We start from the raw sequence: 17,036 nt of genomic DNA, 5'->3' as shown, positions 1-17,036 counted from the left end.
TGAAATGTGTCGTTCATAACATCAAGCGTGCCGCAACACAGTGAAATCAACCGCAGTATGGCGATTCACCAGAGCCAAATAACTGAACAGATACCGCGAGAGCCAACCGAGATGGACTTGGATGACCGCCGATCCTTCCTCAAGAAGGGCACCCTCGCGACAGGTGCGCTCGCCTTTCTACCCACTCTTGTTCTCAACGTGTGAATCGCGTAGACGGGATAGTTCACTCAGTCGCACTATGCCACGTTTGGAGGGTTTCGGCGAAGTCACTGAGACTGGCCTGTGCAAAGACGGCAACAATAAGTGCACCAAGAGAATTAAACATCAAATCCATCACAGTATCGTCAAGACCGTGTTGAGCAAGAGGCATTGTCATTCCCGTCATGTGCGAGACGACGTCAAGGGCGAACTCGAGAAGCTCCCAGATGACAGCAAATGCAAGAACAACCACAAAGATGTATATGAACATGAAACGGCTCGGAATATGTATCTCATCACTGTGGAGGTCAATCGCCCGTGCGAAAGTGTATCCAACGGCGGCGATGAGAGAGGCAGAGAGTGCGTGTGTCACGTGATCCCACCAACTAATCCTCGCGTAGAGGCCTGCCGAACCGAGCGTGTGCAAGAAGACAGCGAGCGTGATCCAAAGCCCGAGCCATGGATCGATTGGAATTTCGTGATTTCGTTTGAGGAGTGCCGGGAAGAACGTTACAAGGAGCGCAAGACCACCGTTGACAATGCCTACTGGCTGATGTGCAATAATCGCGTGGAGAACAATAGCGACGAGAACAATCTGCATCGCCCGTGTGAGCCGAAGCTGATTTTGACGGGAAGGGCGCGGGAGAAGTGTCATCCTCGGATCACCCGTCGAAGCGCATAGCGGAGTTTTCGATCTCGACGTCGGAAGTACGAGTCGAAAAGCACTCCTGCTGTGAGCCCGGCGAGTGTCACCCAGACGAATTCAACCATCAATGCATCGTTCGTCGAGAGGTATTGCGTGCCAAGCATATGATCGAAGTTCCACCGGAGAATCGCCCATCCAGCTGCTGTCGCGAGCGTGAGTAGTACAACGAGCACAATGGCGAACCACTGGGTGACCTGCATTGTGCTGAACATGTGGAGTTCCGCCGTAATCGTGAGTGCCAACGCAGCCACAGCGATGTACGATGCATATATCCCGATAGTCCCGGCGAATAGGCCACGGACAAGGATTGGGAATGTCGCGAGCATGAGGAGTTCCCAGGGCAGCATAACACGCCACTCCCGGTGAGCGACTGGCGGAACAAGCAGGACAAAGCCAACAACGGCAACAAATACGATCCATTGTCGATCGAAGTCAAGTACACTCTCGACAAATACTAACGCGATCACGCCGACGAGTGCCCAGGCGATGAGCGCGTTTGTCCGTCCGTTACGGAACAATCGTTCGATGGCATGTTCTACCTGGGTGTCAAAGGTGAGATCCGATTCTTCGTCACTCATTCTTTGTTCCGGACTATAGACCCGGTACTGAAATAAGTATTCGCCGCATCTAATCATAAGTGATTGGAGCGAATGGGATTAGTTCGGCAGTTCTGTCCGTCCCGTTCGCACGCATGGCAACGCGGGAACGAGGGGTGCTTCTTTCCAACGTATAAAGCCGAATTCCTAGAACAAGGAGTAGATAGACGCATGGAGTTGGCCGAAACGAAGTCGAACCCGGTCAGGTCGAGGAATCACTTGGTGTAGTATCGTCGGTGGTCCTATTGTCATCAGGAGGTCGGAGACCAAGAGCGGCGACGCCGGCTGCGACGGCGAGCACGCCGCCTAGAAGGAACGTTCGATCCCATCCCATGGAACTTACAAGGACGCTGGTGACGATTCCCCCTAGAACGCCGCCCCACATCTTCCCGGAGTAGAGTAGTGCGTAGTTCGCAGAGGAATGCTTCGAGCCGTAGTACTCGGCGACGATGCTCGGGAAGAGCGTATACTTCGGGCTCCAGAAGAAGGTTGCAACGACGAATGAAGACGCTGAACGCCATGATATCGCGGTTTCTGCAATGAATACAGTACTTACTGGTGAATACGGACAACCGTACACCAGTGACTATGTCTATGACGAAACAGTCACGCTAACTCGAATGCGGACTGGTTCATTTGCGGCTGCAAAAACCGTCTCCGACCGTATTCTTGGGCGCGAATCATTCCCAGAGATATTCGAGCTGATCCAGATGGGACACGACGACTTTAATACGACAGTCGATACATGGATTCAACATCAAGACTACGATCTAAGCGTGACTGATGCAAATCTCGTGACGCTCTGTGAACGATATGATATCGATTCTATCCTCAGTTTCGACTCAGATTTCGATGGAATCGTCCATCGAACAGATCCATCCCATATGTCTACGGAATAAGAAGAAGGAGTGTTAGGTCGGAAGTTCTTTAATTGACTGACATACTTACTAGTCCATTCATGATGGACTATAGAGTATTCGGTTACGTATCGGCTTAGATCCAATTCTGTCGACGAAAGTGAATGAGCATGATACCAGTTACCGCAACCATTCCGAGCATTGTCGCGGGATAGCCGTATCCCCAAAGGAGTTCTGGCATATTGAATGGGGATGATGCGGGATCAAAGTTCATCCCATAGACACCAACAACGAAAGTTAATGGGATGAAAATCGTTGCAACCACGGTTAGTACTTTCATCACTTCGTTTGTCGACTGGGAGACTGTGTTGAGATAGATATCTCGTGATCCCGTGGTCAACTCACGATATGTTTCGATGAGATCGACTGCCTGCACCAGATGATCGTACACGTCGCGGTAGTATTTTTCATTTTCATCACGGATGATTTCTGAGCTACCAAGCGAGAGGTATGCGATTGCTTCGCGGGCAGGCCAAACGATCTTGCGAAACGCAAGGAGATCACGGCGCATATCGTTTATATTCTCAAGAATTGTTGGGTCGATGCCATCCAGAATGTCTTCTTCAATCGCCTCGATATCGTCTTCCAGTTCATCAAGCAAGGAATAGTAATTGTTGACAACTCGATCGATGAGTCGATAGGCAACGAAATCTGGCCCCCGATGGAGAATTCGAGTGTCCCCGTTTATCAATCGCTCGTGTGTTCGTTCAATTGCTGGAAGCTCGCTTGTCGACAGCGTGAGTAACCAATCTCGACCGATAAAAAAGCCGATCGGGGTTGTCCGAATTTCTTTTGCAAAAGGAGTATCGTCACGCTGACTCAGCTGAGCAGTTTTCATTAGAACAAACGTATAATCGTCGTACTCCTCTGTTTTCGGCCGCATTGTATCCTCAAGAACATCTTCGATGGCAAGTGGATGGATTCCAAATTCATCGCGAAGGGTTCGTATTTCGACCGGATCCGCATCAGTAGCATGAATCCATGTTGGGCCATCCATCTGTGCTGCAAGTTCAATATCATCGTATCGTGTGATTCCACTATCCGTATAGATCACTGCATAAAGGCTCATATATCAACTTCCTCCCCTGACCACCGACCGATTGCAAGGAGGCTTATCCCGATCATAACAGCGGTGATCGAAAACGCACGACCTGGATACGAGACAAACACTCCGATGCTGTACCCGACAATACCAACTCCAGTGAAGATGATTCCGCTACTGATTGTTCGATTCATAGTGAGATGGTATGAAGGACACCATTGTATTCGTTCCTCTTTGGTTAACGATCCAAAGGTAAACAGAAGCGCGACTGAGAATGACGAGTAGAAGTGCTAGCAGTATGTCTTTGATACTGACGAAGTGGTGTTCACGTTGAACTCTGCACTTCACGGCGGTCAAATGCGATAGCATTTAGCGGCTTGCGTTGCCCTTCTTCACTATGAGTCTCGTCCGGGAGAGTTATACGATATATAAACAAGCTCTTCCGATTCTTTTACTCAGTCTGCTCGGGAGTTTCTTTGCTGGCGTTATCTTGAGTGGTGGCGGAATGCGCACCGCAATGCGATCGATCAAGGGGTTACTTCTTGTGATCCCTGCATTTCTCGCGACTCGAGGGAACGTCTATGGCGCACTTGGGTCACGCATTTCGAGTGCTCTCCATCAGGGGCTGATTGATCCGCGCTTCGAATACGATCGTCGACTTGCAAGCGCCGTGATCGCCGCAACGATCAACGCATTGAGCGTGTCGATGTTCATCGCCATCGCAGGATGGGCCGAACTACGCCTGTTGAATCGTCCCGCAGGGTCGCTCGGCATCCTTTTTAGCGTGCTCGTCTTGGCAGGGCTCGTGAGTGCAGTCGTGCTTTCGATCGCACTCATTGCATTATTGTTCGTTGGATTTCGACGAGGAATCGATCCCGACCTCCTGAACGGTCCGCTCATCACGAGCCTCGGTGACTTCCTTGGGATGCTCATTCTCTACTCGAGCGTCCTTCTCGTTGGAGGATTACGATGACCGAAGTTCACAGCGATGTGCAAAATTCGTGGAGTGTTCGATCGATCGTTCGAACCATGATTCCGCTGTTGTTTCTCCTCACGGTTCTCGAACTTGGCTCCGGAACGGTTCTCGATTCTCTCCAGCGAGCATATCTGGATAATCCATCCTTGCTCATCCTCGTTCCTGCAATGATTGATATGGGTGGGAACCTGGGATCGATCCTCGCTGCACGCCTCTCGACGCAGCTTCACCTCGGAACGATTGACTTCGACCTCCGCCACCCGGATCGAACAATCGTAAGTAACTCGTTTGCAATTCTTGGGCTTTCACTTACAACCGCTATCATCCTCGGTCTCTTTGCGTTCGTTGTCGGTGGCGTCATTGGAAATGGATCGCTGTCGCTCGGCATGGTACTGTTCATTTCGGTCAGTAGTTCGCTCTTGCTTGCAGTGCTCGTTATTATTACGAGCGTGAGTGCGACGTGGATGTCCTATCGATATGGATTCGATCCAGACGATACCGCAATTCCGATCGTTACGAACGTTTCAGATATTGCTGGCGTCCTCATTCTCTCTGGGATTATTCTCGTAGTTCTTTAGTCGTCCTGTCCCGTAGAGCATTATTAGAGAGAAAAGATTCTATGTCCCCGAACTCTGATGAGCCACCTGACGATGTCTCGTACGAACCACGGAGTGTGAAAGCGATATTTGCGGAAATGAAAGATACTGCGGAACTTCTCATCGATCTTGCGTACTCCGCCGTCCTCTATCGAAGTGACGACATCGCGCAGGAAGTGCTCCTGCTCGAAGAGCAGATGGATCGTCTCCAATTACAAGCACGAATGAGTCTCCTCATGGCGGCTCGATCACCGACTGATGCTGAACAGCTCGCTCCTGTTCTTGGGATTGTCGCAGCCGCGGAGAAAGTCAGCAATGCGGCAGGGGATATTGCGAAAGTAGGGCTCGAAGAGCGAGGGCTTCCAGCAGAAATGCGCGCAGCATTCGCAAACGCGACTGAAACAGTCGCCCAAGCAACCGTCTCCACAGAGTCATCCCACGCAAATCAGACTCTCGGTGGTCTCAATTTCGAAACAGAGACTGGTGTCCGGATCGTTTCGATTCGACGCGGTGAGCAGTGGATTACCCACCCTAATCGAGAGACACGTCTCGAACCGAACGACGTCGTGTTACTGCGTGGGCCAGAAGACGGGATTCGGACGGTATTTGGCGTGCTCTCGGACAACGACTATTCTGCCCCACCTGCGACCGAGGGAACTGTTGACGATCTCGATCGTGCAATCAAAACGATCGTGTTGATGAAAGATATGAGTGAATTAGCGATCGATCTTGCCTATGGTGCCGTTCTCTATGATAGCCAGCGTGTTGCCGAAGAAGTCCACGAACTTGAGGTGGAACTAGACAGTCTCCAATCCCGACTTGAAGCATGGACACTACGTGCTGCGAGTCGCGTCGACGATCCTGTTTCCCTTCGTGGATTGATTCACGTGGCGAGTGCTGTCGAAGAGATTAGCGACGCTGCGCTCGAAATCAGTGAAGGAGTCCTTCGAGGGCTTCCCCCGCACCCAATTATTGCAGAGGCTGTCGGCGAGAGTGATGAAGTCATTATTCGATTTACTATTCGTCCCGATTCCGATCTCGACGACGCAACAATTGGTAAATTGAACATTCGAACAGAAACTGGAATGCATATTCTCGCGATCAGACGGCCCGCCACGCAGGACGAAGATCAAGGGGAATGGATCGTGTCACCGGGACCAACCACGCACTTCACACAGGGTGATGTTGTCCTTGCAAAGGGGACACGTGCTGGTGCATCGCGACTCGGCCAACTTGCCGGTGTTCCTCGTGAATTCAGCTGATTTCGTCTTGCTCGGAGTTTCCCTCCGCATCATTTTGTGAGTGATTTCCACAGAGTATTAATATCTCTTTTCTATAGATATTTCCACTGTCATCTACTGCTCTTCTCGGAGCCTCTCCTAACGAATACCTTGAGGATTTAGTCGATACAAGGTAATGGTTAGGTATGCAAGAGCCCGTTGTCGACATCCAGCAGGAGGTGGCCGCATCAGAGACGCCGGGTAAGGTGTTCCAAGCGTTGCCGCGGGTGCGCCAATGGGAGGTGTTCTTCCAGTTACCCGAGTCGATCCAGCGAGCGGTGGTCCAGGACATGGATCGCCAGCAGATACAGCGATTCGTCCGCCGACTCGACCCCGACGATGCGACCGACGTGCTGGGCCTGCTCGATGATGAAACCCAACAAGCGGTGCTCCGCCGGCTCAACGCAGACCGTCGGGAACGGATTGAGTTTCTCCTTGAGTTCAGTCCGGAGAGTGCCGCCGGGATGATGGATCTCGATTATGTCACTGTCAATAAAACCCGAGGGTTCGAAGCGGTTGCACGGCGTGTCCGCCGCCACGAGGAACGCACTGGGCGCTTTCCTACCGTCTTCATCACCGATAGTGGTGACGTCCTGGGAGAACTGCCCGGCCACACGCTGGCTTTGACTGGCCACCAGGCGGCTGCCCTCACTGAATATCTCCGTGATACGCCCACTATTCGATACGATCGACCTGAAGCGGAGGTCATCGAGGTGTTCAGAGCCAATCCTGAGAGCAAAATCCTCGTCCTCGACGAAGACGATAGCATTCTCGGGGTCATCTATGCGGACAATCTCCTCAAAGCAATCGAGGAGGAGGCAGGCGAGACGCTCTACGAATTCACCGGCGTTCAGGAGGAGGAGAGCGTTCTCGATGGGGCATTCGAGAAGGTGCGACGGCGGTACAAATGGCTCATCATTAACCTTGGAACCGCCTTTCTCGCCGCGGCGACCGTCGGTCTCTTCCAGAATACCATTGCAGCGTTGACGCTGCTAGCGGTCTACATGCCGATCGTCGCCGGGATGGGAGGGAACGCCGGAACGCAGTCGATGGCCGTGACCGTCCGTGGTATTGCATTGGAACAGATATCACTTCGGACTGGAGGACGCTCTATCTTCAACGAGATTCTCGCGGGGGGCGCAAACGGCGTGATTACTGGCGCTATCGTGGCCGTCATCGCCGCGATTTTCAATCAGAGCCCACTGTTGGGGCTCGTCATCGGCGTGGCAATGGTGCTGAATCTGATCATCGCCGGGTTCTTCGGGGCACTCGTTCCGCTCGGACTCGATCGCCTTGGCTATGATCCAGCGACGTCGGCGACGATTTTCATTACGACAGCCACCGACGTTCTCGGCTTCTTTATCTTCCTTGGGCTAGCACAGCTTGTTCTCCTCTAAATTTTTCGCGGACTCATTGGTGACAGCCTCCCCGGCGTAAACGGAGAAGGATCTTTGATCTCTCAGGCAGTCGGGCATAGCCCGACGACGGGGCTTCCCGTCCCGCAGGTAGGATATTTGCCGGTCCACGACACGACCTGCTCTCTCGTGTTGAACGTCCCGCTCTCGCGCTCGAACAAGTGTGTCGATGACTGTGCCACACAGCCGTTACTCCTATCCTCGCCGTGAGGACTCAAAGTTATCTTCTGGCGCATATTCTCCGCCCCGTTGCAACCCGCGTTCCCGACCAACCCACACGATGAGCAGACGTACAACCTACGATGCTTGCGGTTCAACTTCGTGTCGTCACCGCACCGTGAACACGTCTTCGAAGTATCCCACTCGTTCTCCTTCAGTACCTCGACACCACGTATCTCGCCTTTGTAGTTGAGGTACTGGTAGATGCGGTCGAACGCCCACGAGTGCAACTTCTTGTTCCCAGCCTTCCCCCGGTCCGATTCACGGACGTTTTCGGGCCAACTCACTGCGAGTGTGCCAACATCGCGTTCGATGCATTCCGTGATAATTGTGTCTGTGAGAACGTGGTAGAAGTGGGTTTCACGGTCAGCGAGTTTCCGACGTACCCACATCGACCTCTCAGACGGGCCGTTCTCGCCTTCCGTGTCGTACTCGGCTTGGGTGAAATAGTGCTTGTCCTGTTTGAGCGAGTTACCGGGGTACAGGACGTACTCGTCGGGGAACGCGACTGTGGCGAGGTTCTTGATGCCAAGGTTGATTCCCGTCACTTTGTCGCCTGCTACGTCGGTGGTTTCGGGTTCAACTTTACAGACGAAGTGCAGTTCCCACTTGACACCATTCCAGACAGCTCGAACGTTCTGCACTTTGTTGACCTCCGAAAGGTCTACGTCAGGGCGGGTTTCGTACTCGCAGAGCAGGAAGTCCGACCAATACTCCTTGAGATTCGACCCCTTGCTGAATCTGACCCGGTTATTCTCGGGGTCGTGTTTGAAGCCGTCTGCTTTGAACGTGACCGTGCTTCGTGGTCGGGTGTCGCCGTGTTTGCGGTAGCCGGGTGGATTCGCCGTGTCGTCTTTCTGTCGCAGGTCGAACCATGACTGGAAAGCGTCAGAGAGTTCTTCGATGACTTTATGACTGGATTGTGCGTTCAGGTCTTTCCAGTACGACTGGTTCTTCATGTACGCTTTCAGCACACCTTCATCGGGAATCTCACCGATTGCATCCCATACGCGGTCTGCTGTCCATCGTGCGACGTTCCAGATTTTGGAGGTGGAGTCTCCGAGCGAGTTGAGGCCATTGCAGACCTGTCGGTGGTACCATTCAGAACCAACGTCCTCAGCGAGATTGTTTGACCGAGCAGGATGGGATAGTTCACATTCTTAGCTGGCTATAGAGGAGATCGTGGATTCACTACTCAGTGATATAGTGCAATCGTGGTGTTCACCGAGGGATGTGGTGATGATCAGTATGACAAGCGCGAGGACGATTTATTACTAGCATACGCGGTAAACGAGTCTACTCAGATCACGAATAGTAGGTATAATACAAAACACGACCAAGCAATCATCGTGATCACGAGGCTGGTTAGCAGTCCTGTCCACAAATCGTGGGAGGTTGCTGTGCGAGAAGTGGGCTGACAACTCCCCTTCTGTGAGATCCCATCGCACATCTTCATACGTGAAACTACTCGCCCAACTGTATATTCCTTCTGGTCAAACAGTGATGTCTAAACGGTTATTTTTCATGTCTCTAGAGAATTGTATCTACAGACACTGTCTAAATGGGAAAAACCAAGCGATGGCGGTACGATTTCCGGGACTTTATGTGTTATCTATAAGTGATTGATTTTTGAATATTATCTTGACCTCACCGTGAGAAACCAGAATTCAACTGTTTCATCGGGAATATGACTATAATGAAACGAAGTGATTCATTATCTATCCCCGTTAGAGACGTTCAAACGGTACTCTACAACAGAATCACTTAACTATACAGAACCCTCCATACAAATTCTCACTGAAACGGTTGTTAGTACTTTCACGCATAGTTTCTTGGGCCGCCCCCGTTCCCCATTCACTTCCGCTTATGGATTTCATGAGTAGTGATGCTTGGCCCCTCGATTAACCGCTTACAACTCACCAGAGCTCATCGGCTCAATGATATTTGCTTCAGTAGGATTCCCTCCCTGCGGAGAGTTTTTTCCTAAAGAGAGGAGAGTAGTGCCATTCTTATTGAACCAGATGTTCTGTTTTATTTTTCATACCACCATAAAGTATTTATTGGTTCGTGCCAAATGGTAACATGTATCGGGGGCGCTTTGACATCACCGGATCTGGCGCCATCACTCCTGATCCACCTCCCTCGATCCACCCCTCATTCCTCCGAAGATCTTCTAGGCTACAATCACCGCCCGATACGGTCAGTAGCTTCTCAACTAACTCTCGTCTCCGAAGATCTCATAAGACAGAGCCGAGGGGCTTCAACGGTTAAATAGAAAGAGACCCTCGTGTGCCCGGGTGATTTTCTATTCGGTCGTCATAGAATCAGGAAATGACGCAGCAAGATCATCATACGTGATTGCTTGTGCATCCCGTTCAGCAGCCTGCATTGCAGCGTCGTCGACAATCCCAACAATATCCGCACTACTGAGCTCGGTGGATCGCTCGGCTAACTTCTCGTACTCCTCTTGATCGAGCTCAGTTGGGAGCGACTGTAATCGTACTTTGAAGATTTTCTCGCGTGCCTCCTTGTCGGGCAGACCAACCTCGTACTGCTGATCAAAGCGCCCCCGGCGAGTGGCGGCTTCATCAAGCAAGTCAGCACGATTCGTTGCTGCAATAAGCAGAAAGCTCGGGTCTTCATCGTCCAAATGTGCGAGAAACTCGTTGACGACTTGAGCATGCTCTCGATGAAGATCGTTTCCGCGACCCGCGAGAAGTGCGTCAATCTCGTCGACGAAGATCACACACCGGTCGAATTGCTCGGCCTCATTGAACAACTGATTGACTTGCTCGGTGGACTCGTTCACCCACCGGCTTTTGATATCGCCAGCACTCAGCTCGAGGTATGGATGGCCGAGTTCGCCAGCAATCGCCCGAGCGAAGTGTGTTTTTCCGGTACCAGGTGGGCCATGCAGGAGGATGCCGTTTGGTGGCGAGACGTTGAACCGCTCATAGGCAGCATCGGTGTGGGAGAGGGGGCGAAGAACCGATCGCATAATATTGCGTTTGAGGGAGCCCATCCCACCGACATCGCGAAACGTCGTGGTGGGAGCTGACCGCCAGTCAAAGGTGAGATTCGACCGAGATGGACTGCTTGTCTCTTTAGCCTCGTTATTAGGATTGTTAGTAGAAGACTGATCCTTTTGAGAGTCGGTTTCGACGTGCTGATTGAGTCTTTTTTGTGTTGGTTGTTTTTGCTGACTTTGTCTTGTGATGGTAGAATCACTCTTCTTCTGCTTCTCAAATGTTGAAAGCGTTGCATACACTGGTATTGGTATACACACGAGCCAGCTAATCCCTATCAGCCAAAGTTGGTCGAACATGGAAGCAACACGAAGCGGTTGCAAGACTGCTGCAAGTGCAGGAGAAAAGTGGCTCCAAAGCGGGAGAATCCAAATCATGGTTAACACTGATGTCCCAATAACCATCCCAAAAAGATCTCCAACTTGTCCATTAGCATTCTTCCCAGTGAGAATATCTATGGATTCTGCTACTGCCCCAGAGACAGTCATTGGCAGAAACCAGATCACAAAGACACTGAAAACTGCTGGAATGATGATCCCTATCTGTGCTGCTATCTTCCCAGCTGCTATGAACACACCAAGTGGAATGAATAGATAACAGATCGCTGTAAGAATAGCTATTAGTGCAAGTGGTAGAACGGAACCGTGGTTCCGGGAACGACTTTTTTTAGTTGTGGAGTTTTTATCAGTGGTGGACGTAGTGTTTTCTTTACCGTCCATAGTTCGTTTTATATGTCCTCTTTGTCTCTTAAATACATTCTGTCAGCATCCTCTACTTTGAGCTGCGCTTACTCGTAGATGATCCAGACCATTCGCTCAGTGTGCGCTGATTTGCTTCCGTTCCATCACCATTCGCACCAATAAGTGGATCTTCGCGATAATGTTCTAAGCCTGCTTCTGCCCAATCGAGAGGTGAGCGATCAAGATTCCGCAGAGTAAAATTCGTCCCTGCATGAGCGTCTTTAACTGTACGTTTTCCAACTTTCTTTCCATAGCTACCTGCTGCTTTTCCTCTTTCGCTGACCCACTCCGGAGTAGCTGATGAAGCAGTGGATCCGATGCCCTCTTTTGTTTTTCCAACAGCGGAACCCGCCGAGTTGAAGGATCCTGTTACTTTTCCACCAGTAGCGCGGTTATCGACTTTGCTAATCGCGGATCCCGCTGCAGCGCTCGCTGTTGTTGCAGCGCTGCCGGCACGTTTCCCACCAAACCGAGCCTGCTTCATGATGCTCGCACGGCTCGACTCTTGTGACCCACCTGCTGATGCCGACGACCGACTTCGAGATGTCCGCTTCCGCCGACTGCGTATCCGACCAGGGACAAAACCGGAGGACATGGCTGTTTTCAGCCCATAGACGGCAGGTGCGACCAAGCCGATCAACCAGAAGAGGAACGACTCGAGAACATCATTGAACGAACCAGGATCCGACCCTGCAGTGGCTGCTGCATGTGTAGCTGTGCCGGATCCAGTGACACCAATCGCAGCAGCGCCAACATACATGAGTGCAGCCATGAAGATTCCCGCGAGAAAGAGCGAGAGCGTCGCGTTGATGAACATCTTCGCGGCCTTCGCTGAATCCTCGAATGGCCCGAAGTCGAGATAGAGCATCACCGCCAGAATGGGCAACGTCACAAACATCGCCACGAAGAGGAACTCCCGAATCACCAGCATCGCAAACAACAGGAGAATCCCCGCAATGGAGGTTACACTCAGAATCACCATGCCGACTGCAACAACGCCCGCCGAGGCGGCTGCACCCTCCATTCCCGTTTTGAGCACTTGCGTCCCGAATGCGCCATAGCTCTCGGGGTAGATGTAGGCAATAACGGCGTTCACGAGCAACAGGCCGAAATGCATGAGCTGGCGCCCCACAGCAACGAAAATGATCGCCTTGAGCGCTTTCCAAACCAGGATGACACTATCCACGTCGGCTTTCTTTGAAAACGGCTGTGAGGCAAAGCCAGCCATCACCACGACCACAAGTAATTGGGGAAAGATTCCTAGTAAGTGATCGAACGCCTGGAGGTACTGCGGATCGGTATAGGGGCTATCAAACACCAAGAAGGTGTACACGCCACCGGACATCAACAGCCCCACAAAGCCCATGAGCTTCGTCATGAGCCAGGTGAACAGATCCGCGATCCACCCGGTGAATCCAGCAGCAAGAACAAACGATGTCATCTCTGCCGGGAGATGGCTGGCGTCGACTACGAGCTTGGGAACACTGTGAACGATGGTTGTGCCGTGTGATTGGAGGGTGGGGATCATTGGGTGTCAAAAAGATGGGGTTTACTTGTCTATCGTCATCATCGGGTAAAAATATTTTCTTAGCTTTTATGAATTATCGCCGGCGGAGATAGTGAAATGGGAGATAAAACAGCACAAACGCGATGACAGCCACGAACCCCTTACTTAGTGCCAATAGTGCACTGTAGATGTTGAACGGTGTAGGCGCAAATCGAATCTGATTGTGCGATGGGGCGTAGTAGAGTCCTCGTGAATCGTTGGCGACACCGCGAAACGTCGCTTCGACGGCACTCTCATCACGCGTGACGACAGCAATACCATCACCGTTGGTGGTGACACGGCCCTGGACGGCCCCGTGAAGGTAGATCGATTGGTTAGGGACCGGGCTCCCAGTCTGTGCGTCGGTGAGTCTGATCCGAACGTGTTTCTTACCCTGCTTCGTTAGTGTGAGCGAAACCGGGTGTTCGGAGGCAGTTCTCGTTTTCAGTGGGATCTCATCATCATGAATATCGTAGAGCGCGGTGAGTGGCTGTTCGGCGTTCGTAATAACCACACGAGTGGACGCCCGTGGTGGAACCGATGAGAGGTTGACGGTCGGTCTGAGTGGTGCAGCCTTTGGAGCAAGCGGAACGGTGCGAACGCGACTAACAGTTGCCGTCGACGCTGTCTGGGAGGCTGTGCGAGCGATTGCTGGCTTGCTTCGAATGGCGATCAGCTGTTTTTCGAGGACGTCCGGTGGCGGGACTGTTCTCTGTGAGGTCGTGCTGAGTGGCGAGGAGCGATTAACCGACCTGTTGAGCGGAACTAACGGTTGTGATGTATTGCGTGAGAGTGTCGTGTTGGGTCGCTGGGTGCCGATCGTTGCATTCCGGTACCGATGCTGGGAGTAGACGCCCCACACGTTTTGGAGGCGCATCTGCCCGGATTTGAACGACGCATAACTCCAGTGTCGACGATTGGTGACTGTCTTCGGTCCATCCAGACGGAGGATTATCCGTTTGAGTTCGCCATTGTCAGTGACGAGTGTTTGCGTCGCGTTGAGCTGCTGGTTCGGTGTGATCACGACGGGTGCTGTATCACGAACAGTATGCGAAAGGAGAGTCGTATTCGAACTCACGTTCGTTTGCTGCCACCCCGAGCTCGTCCGGATTGAGACGGTCTTGTGAATGGTCAACTGCGTTGTGATCGTTCCGTTCACGACCATTGTCGTTCGGCCGGTCGCCTGTGCGTTCGTGTATGTGAGCGGCCGGGATGCTCCGGCTTCCTGTGAACTATTTCCAGTAGACCATGTTTGCGAGCCGATTCTGAGTGACCGATTAATAGACTGGCTCGTGATGGAGTAGTTGAGACAGGTCTTGGTACCATTCGTGACTGTACAGGTCTGATTTGGAATCGCCGTCGAGTAATCGAGCGCGGCGAGAATAGACCCGTTTCGGGGAAGCAAGAAGAGGTTTTGTGACGATGTGTCCGGCCGACCGAGACGGGTTTGGGTCCCATTCTGTGTCCCGAGGATCGTCATATGTGCATTCTTGACGACAGTCCCGTTCGTACGATTTGAATCAGGAAACCACGCGCTCGTCGAGCGATTGTGCGGAAGGTTCTGGAGGTTGGTGCGACGGTACTCGGCAAGCGTCTGATTTCGAGGACCGACTTCGTGGGACGGCTGGGACGTTGAATACGTGAAATCACGAGCGCGACTGGCATTTGCTGCCGAAATATTCGGAGACTGGAGAACCGTACGGAGGTCTGGCTGAATGAACGGTGGTAGTGCACCGATATTGGGATCTGGGTCATCGGAAACGAAGACGTCAGTGGCGTTCGCGAATCGGTTGGTGCTGACGCCAGTTGCAAACGAACTGAGTAACAGAAGCAGGACAACGAGTCCAAGAATGAGTTGCTGAAGACGTGTATCCGAGAGTGGTTGCATTCGTGGGGAAAGCGTGTCTAGGGCGATGGTCTGTCGATGAGGTACCGGAAGGAGACTTGCGTACCGCCGTTAGAAGAACGGTGGGACGATCATCCCCGGAGCGAGGTTTTCGAAGAGGGTGACGAACACATTATAGCTGACCGAGAGCACGATCATCCCAGCGCCGCCCCACAGGGCACGCCAGCCCCACTGTGTGCGACTTGCATTGCGTCCGGAGACGAACCATAGCGCTGCGCCAACAAGGAAGACAATGACTCCAATCTGGCCCAACGTGGTTGCGACGAACTGTTCGATCTCACTGAGCGAGTTGTTGATCTCGCTTTGTTGAGCGGCGGCGATGCCAGTACTGACACCGAACGCGAGCAGGGCAGTGACCAGAGACGTAATTCGATGGCGGAATGGGAAGTGCATACACGGTTTCGTTCTTTTCCCCGTGATAAAAACTTTAGCCCTTATGAATAATATACTGAATTTTAGCTGGCGTAGGAGAGCAATCTGGGCTTATTTTGAAGATGGTTTCGGACGATCAAGATAGTCGATACTCATCTTCTCCCAGCAAAGACAAACGTTGGTTCCGTATTCTTCCGCGCGTTCCACATTGATTATTCACTATATATTATAGTAGGATTTAAGTAGCGGAGATTAGTCACTCCAGTATGACTACTTCAGAATCCGACCAAGACGACTCTGCTGACACACACGAGAACAAATCCGGTCTTGATTTTGCGTCCTATAATCTCCCAACCGACCTCACTGCCTTTCAGGCACACCTGTTGTGTCTTATCTACCGCTTAGGACCAGCTGAGGGCGTTGATCTGCAGGAGGCGTTAGAAGATATCTATCCGGAGCCGATCAATCACGGTCGGTTGTATCCCGGCCTCGATCGGCTCGTGGAGAAAGGGCTGATCTCGAAACAAACGAAAGCAAGCGATAAGCGACGAAACGCGTATGCGACTGTCGGTCGTGGTGACTGGGCGGTCGAAGAGTATCACCGATTCATGCACGATATTGTGACGCCGGAGTAGCCATCAAATCACCTTTTACTGCTGATTGTCGGTCTCTCGGTCGGTCACATCACCGTCTACGATAGGGCTTGAGTCAAGACTGATTCTCTCACGGGAACGCTCCTGCGAACGGAGAGAGTGCGAAGATGACAGTCCCCATCGCGAGCACGCCAAGTAACAAGAAGACGGTGTTCGCAAGTGTGCTCGCAGCACGAAGGTGTGACAATGAGATCCGCCGCCGAGAGAACGGGAGGAACGGCTGGATACCACTGACCGTAATGATGTCGCCGGCAAGATGGACACAGATACCAAGAACACCGATGACAAACCCAAGTCCGGCAAGTGTTCCGGGAGTGAGTGCAGAAAGTTGCTCAGTGGCGATTGTGACTGCCGTGATATTGGTCGCTGGGAGGACGGTCGTCTGCAGCCAGTGCGCAAGTGGGACGGTAAGATACCGTCCAAGAAGCCAGCCACAACCGGCACATAAGAGTCCGATAATGCCAGCGGTCAGCAGAGAGTGACTCACGCCCCGGTGCGAGAGTCCAGGTATCCAGTGGTCGTTATCAGGAAGAGGTTCGATGAAAAGGACGCCAAGGGCGAGTAACCCAGCAAGTGCAAACTGATCACGCAATATGAGAGCATAAGAGATGGGTGCAAGAACAAGAAGTGTGATGCCGAGATGGCCGTGTCGGTACATGCTAAGTCGCCTCGTTTTCCTACTCGCATAAGCTCTTTGTATCGTTTCAGTCAACTCTGTTTGAACAGGGTAGCATTGGATATCAAAAATCGATTATCAACCGTTAGGATGAGATACTAACTAGCGTCTGCCCCTGTTTTATACTATTGCCGTGAAAACCCTCCGCATGTCCGTTGTAAAAGACGGACGA

Annotated in this window: 16 protein-coding genes and 2 pseudogenes; 7 read left to right on the top strand and 11 right to left on the bottom strand. The window is 52.0% G+C overall.

Features of this window, described 5'->3' with window-relative positions; genetic code table 11:
* Window positions 1–57 precede the first annotated feature (57 nt).
* Window positions 58–204, top strand: coding sequence for a twin-arginine translocation signal domain-containing protein (locus tag AC1XDK_RS30205; protein WP_483353730.1), 147 nt, complete (start codon window positions 58–60; stop codon window positions 202–204).
* Window positions 205–223: 19 nt separating this feature from the next.
* On the opposite strand, the gene AC1XDK_RS30200 is transcribed toward AC1XDK_RS30205, so the two are convergent.
* The 3 genes from AC1XDK_RS30200 to AC1XDK_RS30190 form a co-directional block, all read right to left on the bottom strand.
* Window positions 224–853, bottom strand: a complete 630-nt coding sequence (locus tag AC1XDK_RS30200) for a DUF2238 domain-containing protein (RefSeq protein WP_483353729.1) — start codon at window positions 851–853, stop codon at window positions 224–226.
* Complete coding sequence (locus AC1XDK_RS30195) at window positions 850–1,482, bottom strand: hypothetical protein (RefSeq protein WP_483353728.1); 633 nt, start codon at window positions 1,480–1,482, stop codon at window positions 850–852. The genes AC1XDK_RS30200 and AC1XDK_RS30195 overlap by 4 nt, the downstream gene beginning before the upstream one ends.
* A 220-nt stretch (window positions 1,483–1,702) precedes the next feature.
* Entirely contained in the window at window positions 1,703–1,951 is a 249-nt protein-coding gene (locus AC1XDK_RS30190) for an MFS transporter (protein WP_483353731.1), read from the bottom strand.
* On the opposite strand from AC1XDK_RS30190, the gene AC1XDK_RS30185 reads away from it, so the two are divergent.
* A complete protein-coding gene (locus tag AC1XDK_RS30185; protein ID WP_483353727.1) occupies window positions 1,950–2,399 on the top strand; it encodes a type II toxin-antitoxin system VapC family toxin in 450 nt (149 codons plus the stop codon). The two genes, AC1XDK_RS30190 and AC1XDK_RS30185, sit on opposite strands and share 2 nt — an antisense overlap.
* 94 nt (window positions 2,400–2,493) lie before the next feature.
* Here the strand turns inward: AC1XDK_RS30185 and corA are convergent, their stop codons facing one another.
* Window positions 2,494–3,486, bottom strand: a complete 993-nt coding sequence (gene corA, locus AC1XDK_RS30180; RefSeq protein ID WP_483353726.1) for a magnesium/cobalt transporter CorA — start codon at window positions 3,484–3,486, stop codon at window positions 2,494–2,496.
* A gap of 370 nt (window positions 3,487–3,856) precedes the next feature.
* Here corA and AC1XDK_RS30175 point away from each other — a divergent pair, with 370 nt between their 5' ends.
* From AC1XDK_RS30175 to AC1XDK_RS30160, 4 genes are all read left to right on the top strand, one after another.
* Window positions 3,857–4,432 (top strand): magnesium transporter, encoded by a 576-nt coding sequence (locus AC1XDK_RS30175; protein WP_483353725.1) that lies wholly within the window; start codon window positions 3,857–3,859, stop codon window positions 4,430–4,432.
* A 56-nt stretch (window positions 4,433–4,488) separates the two neighbouring features.
* On the top strand, window positions 4,489–5,013 hold the full coding sequence (locus tag AC1XDK_RS30170; protein WP_483353724.1) for a magnesium transporter: 525 nt from the start codon (window positions 4,489–4,491) through the stop codon (window positions 5,011–5,013).
* Between the two features lie 41 nt (window positions 5,014–5,054).
* A complete protein-coding gene (locus AC1XDK_RS30165) occupies window positions 5,055–6,293 on the top strand; it encodes a potassium channel family protein (protein ID WP_483353723.1) in 1,239 nt (412 codons plus the stop codon).
* 164 nt (window positions 6,294–6,457) lie between these two features.
* Window positions 6,458–7,708, top strand: coding sequence for a magnesium transporter (locus AC1XDK_RS30160; protein ID WP_483353722.1), 1,251 nt, complete (start codon window positions 6,458–6,460; stop codon window positions 7,706–7,708).
* 128 nt (window positions 7,709–7,836) lie between these two features.
* On the opposite strand, the pseudogene AC1XDK_RS30155 reads toward AC1XDK_RS30160, so the two are convergent.
* The 6 genes and pseudogenes from AC1XDK_RS30155 to AC1XDK_RS30130 form a co-directional block, all read right to left on the bottom strand.
* Window positions 7,837–9,039, bottom strand: a pseudogene (locus AC1XDK_RS30155) (RNA-guided endonuclease InsQ/TnpB family protein); the annotation flags it as partial.
* A gap of 1,211 nt (window positions 9,040–10,250) precedes the next feature.
* Window positions 10,251–11,690 (bottom strand): ATP-binding protein, encoded by a 1,440-nt coding sequence (locus AC1XDK_RS30150; protein ID WP_483353721.1) that lies wholly within the window; start codon window positions 11,688–11,690, stop codon window positions 10,251–10,253.
* A 52-nt stretch (window positions 11,691–11,742) separates the two neighbouring features.
* Complete coding sequence (locus tag AC1XDK_RS30145; RefSeq protein WP_483353720.1) at window positions 11,743–13,152, bottom strand: hypothetical protein; 1,410 nt, start codon at window positions 13,150–13,152, stop codon at window positions 11,743–11,745.
* A gap of 160 nt (window positions 13,153–13,312) precedes the next feature.
* Window positions 13,313–14,281: a hypothetical protein gene (locus tag AC1XDK_RS30140; RefSeq protein ID WP_483353732.1), complete on the bottom strand. Its 969-nt coding sequence runs from the start codon at window positions 14,279–14,281 to the stop codon at window positions 13,313–13,315.
* Between the two features lie 9 nt (window positions 14,282–14,290).
* A pseudogene (locus AC1XDK_RS30135) lies at window positions 14,291–15,145 on the bottom strand (DUF8186 domain-containing protein); the annotation flags it as partial.
* Window positions 15,146–15,214: 69 nt separating this feature from the next.
* Window positions 15,215–15,556 carry a hypothetical protein gene (locus tag AC1XDK_RS30130; RefSeq protein WP_483353719.1) on the bottom strand — a complete coding sequence of 114 codons (342 nt, stop codon included), beginning with the start codon at window positions 15,554–15,556 and terminating at the stop codon, window positions 15,215–15,217.
* 245 nt (window positions 15,557–15,801) lie between these two features.
* Here AC1XDK_RS30130 and AC1XDK_RS30125 point away from each other — a divergent pair, with 245 nt between their 5' ends.
* On the top strand, window positions 15,802–16,170 hold the full coding sequence (locus tag AC1XDK_RS30125) for a helix-turn-helix transcriptional regulator (RefSeq protein ID WP_483353718.1): 369 nt from the start codon (window positions 15,802–15,804) through the stop codon (window positions 16,168–16,170).
* A gap of 88 nt (window positions 16,171–16,258) precedes the next feature.
* Here the strand turns inward: AC1XDK_RS30125 and AC1XDK_RS30120 are convergent, their stop codons facing one another.
* Window positions 16,259–16,846: a metal-dependent hydrolase gene (locus AC1XDK_RS30120; RefSeq protein WP_483353717.1), complete on the bottom strand. Its 588-nt coding sequence runs from the start codon at window positions 16,844–16,846 to the stop codon at window positions 16,259–16,261.
* Window positions 16,847–17,036 lie beyond the last annotated feature (190 nt).

The organism is Haladaptatus sp. HS23, from assembly GCF_056892285.1.
This window is presented reverse-complemented; position numbering and strand designations above follow the sequence as displayed.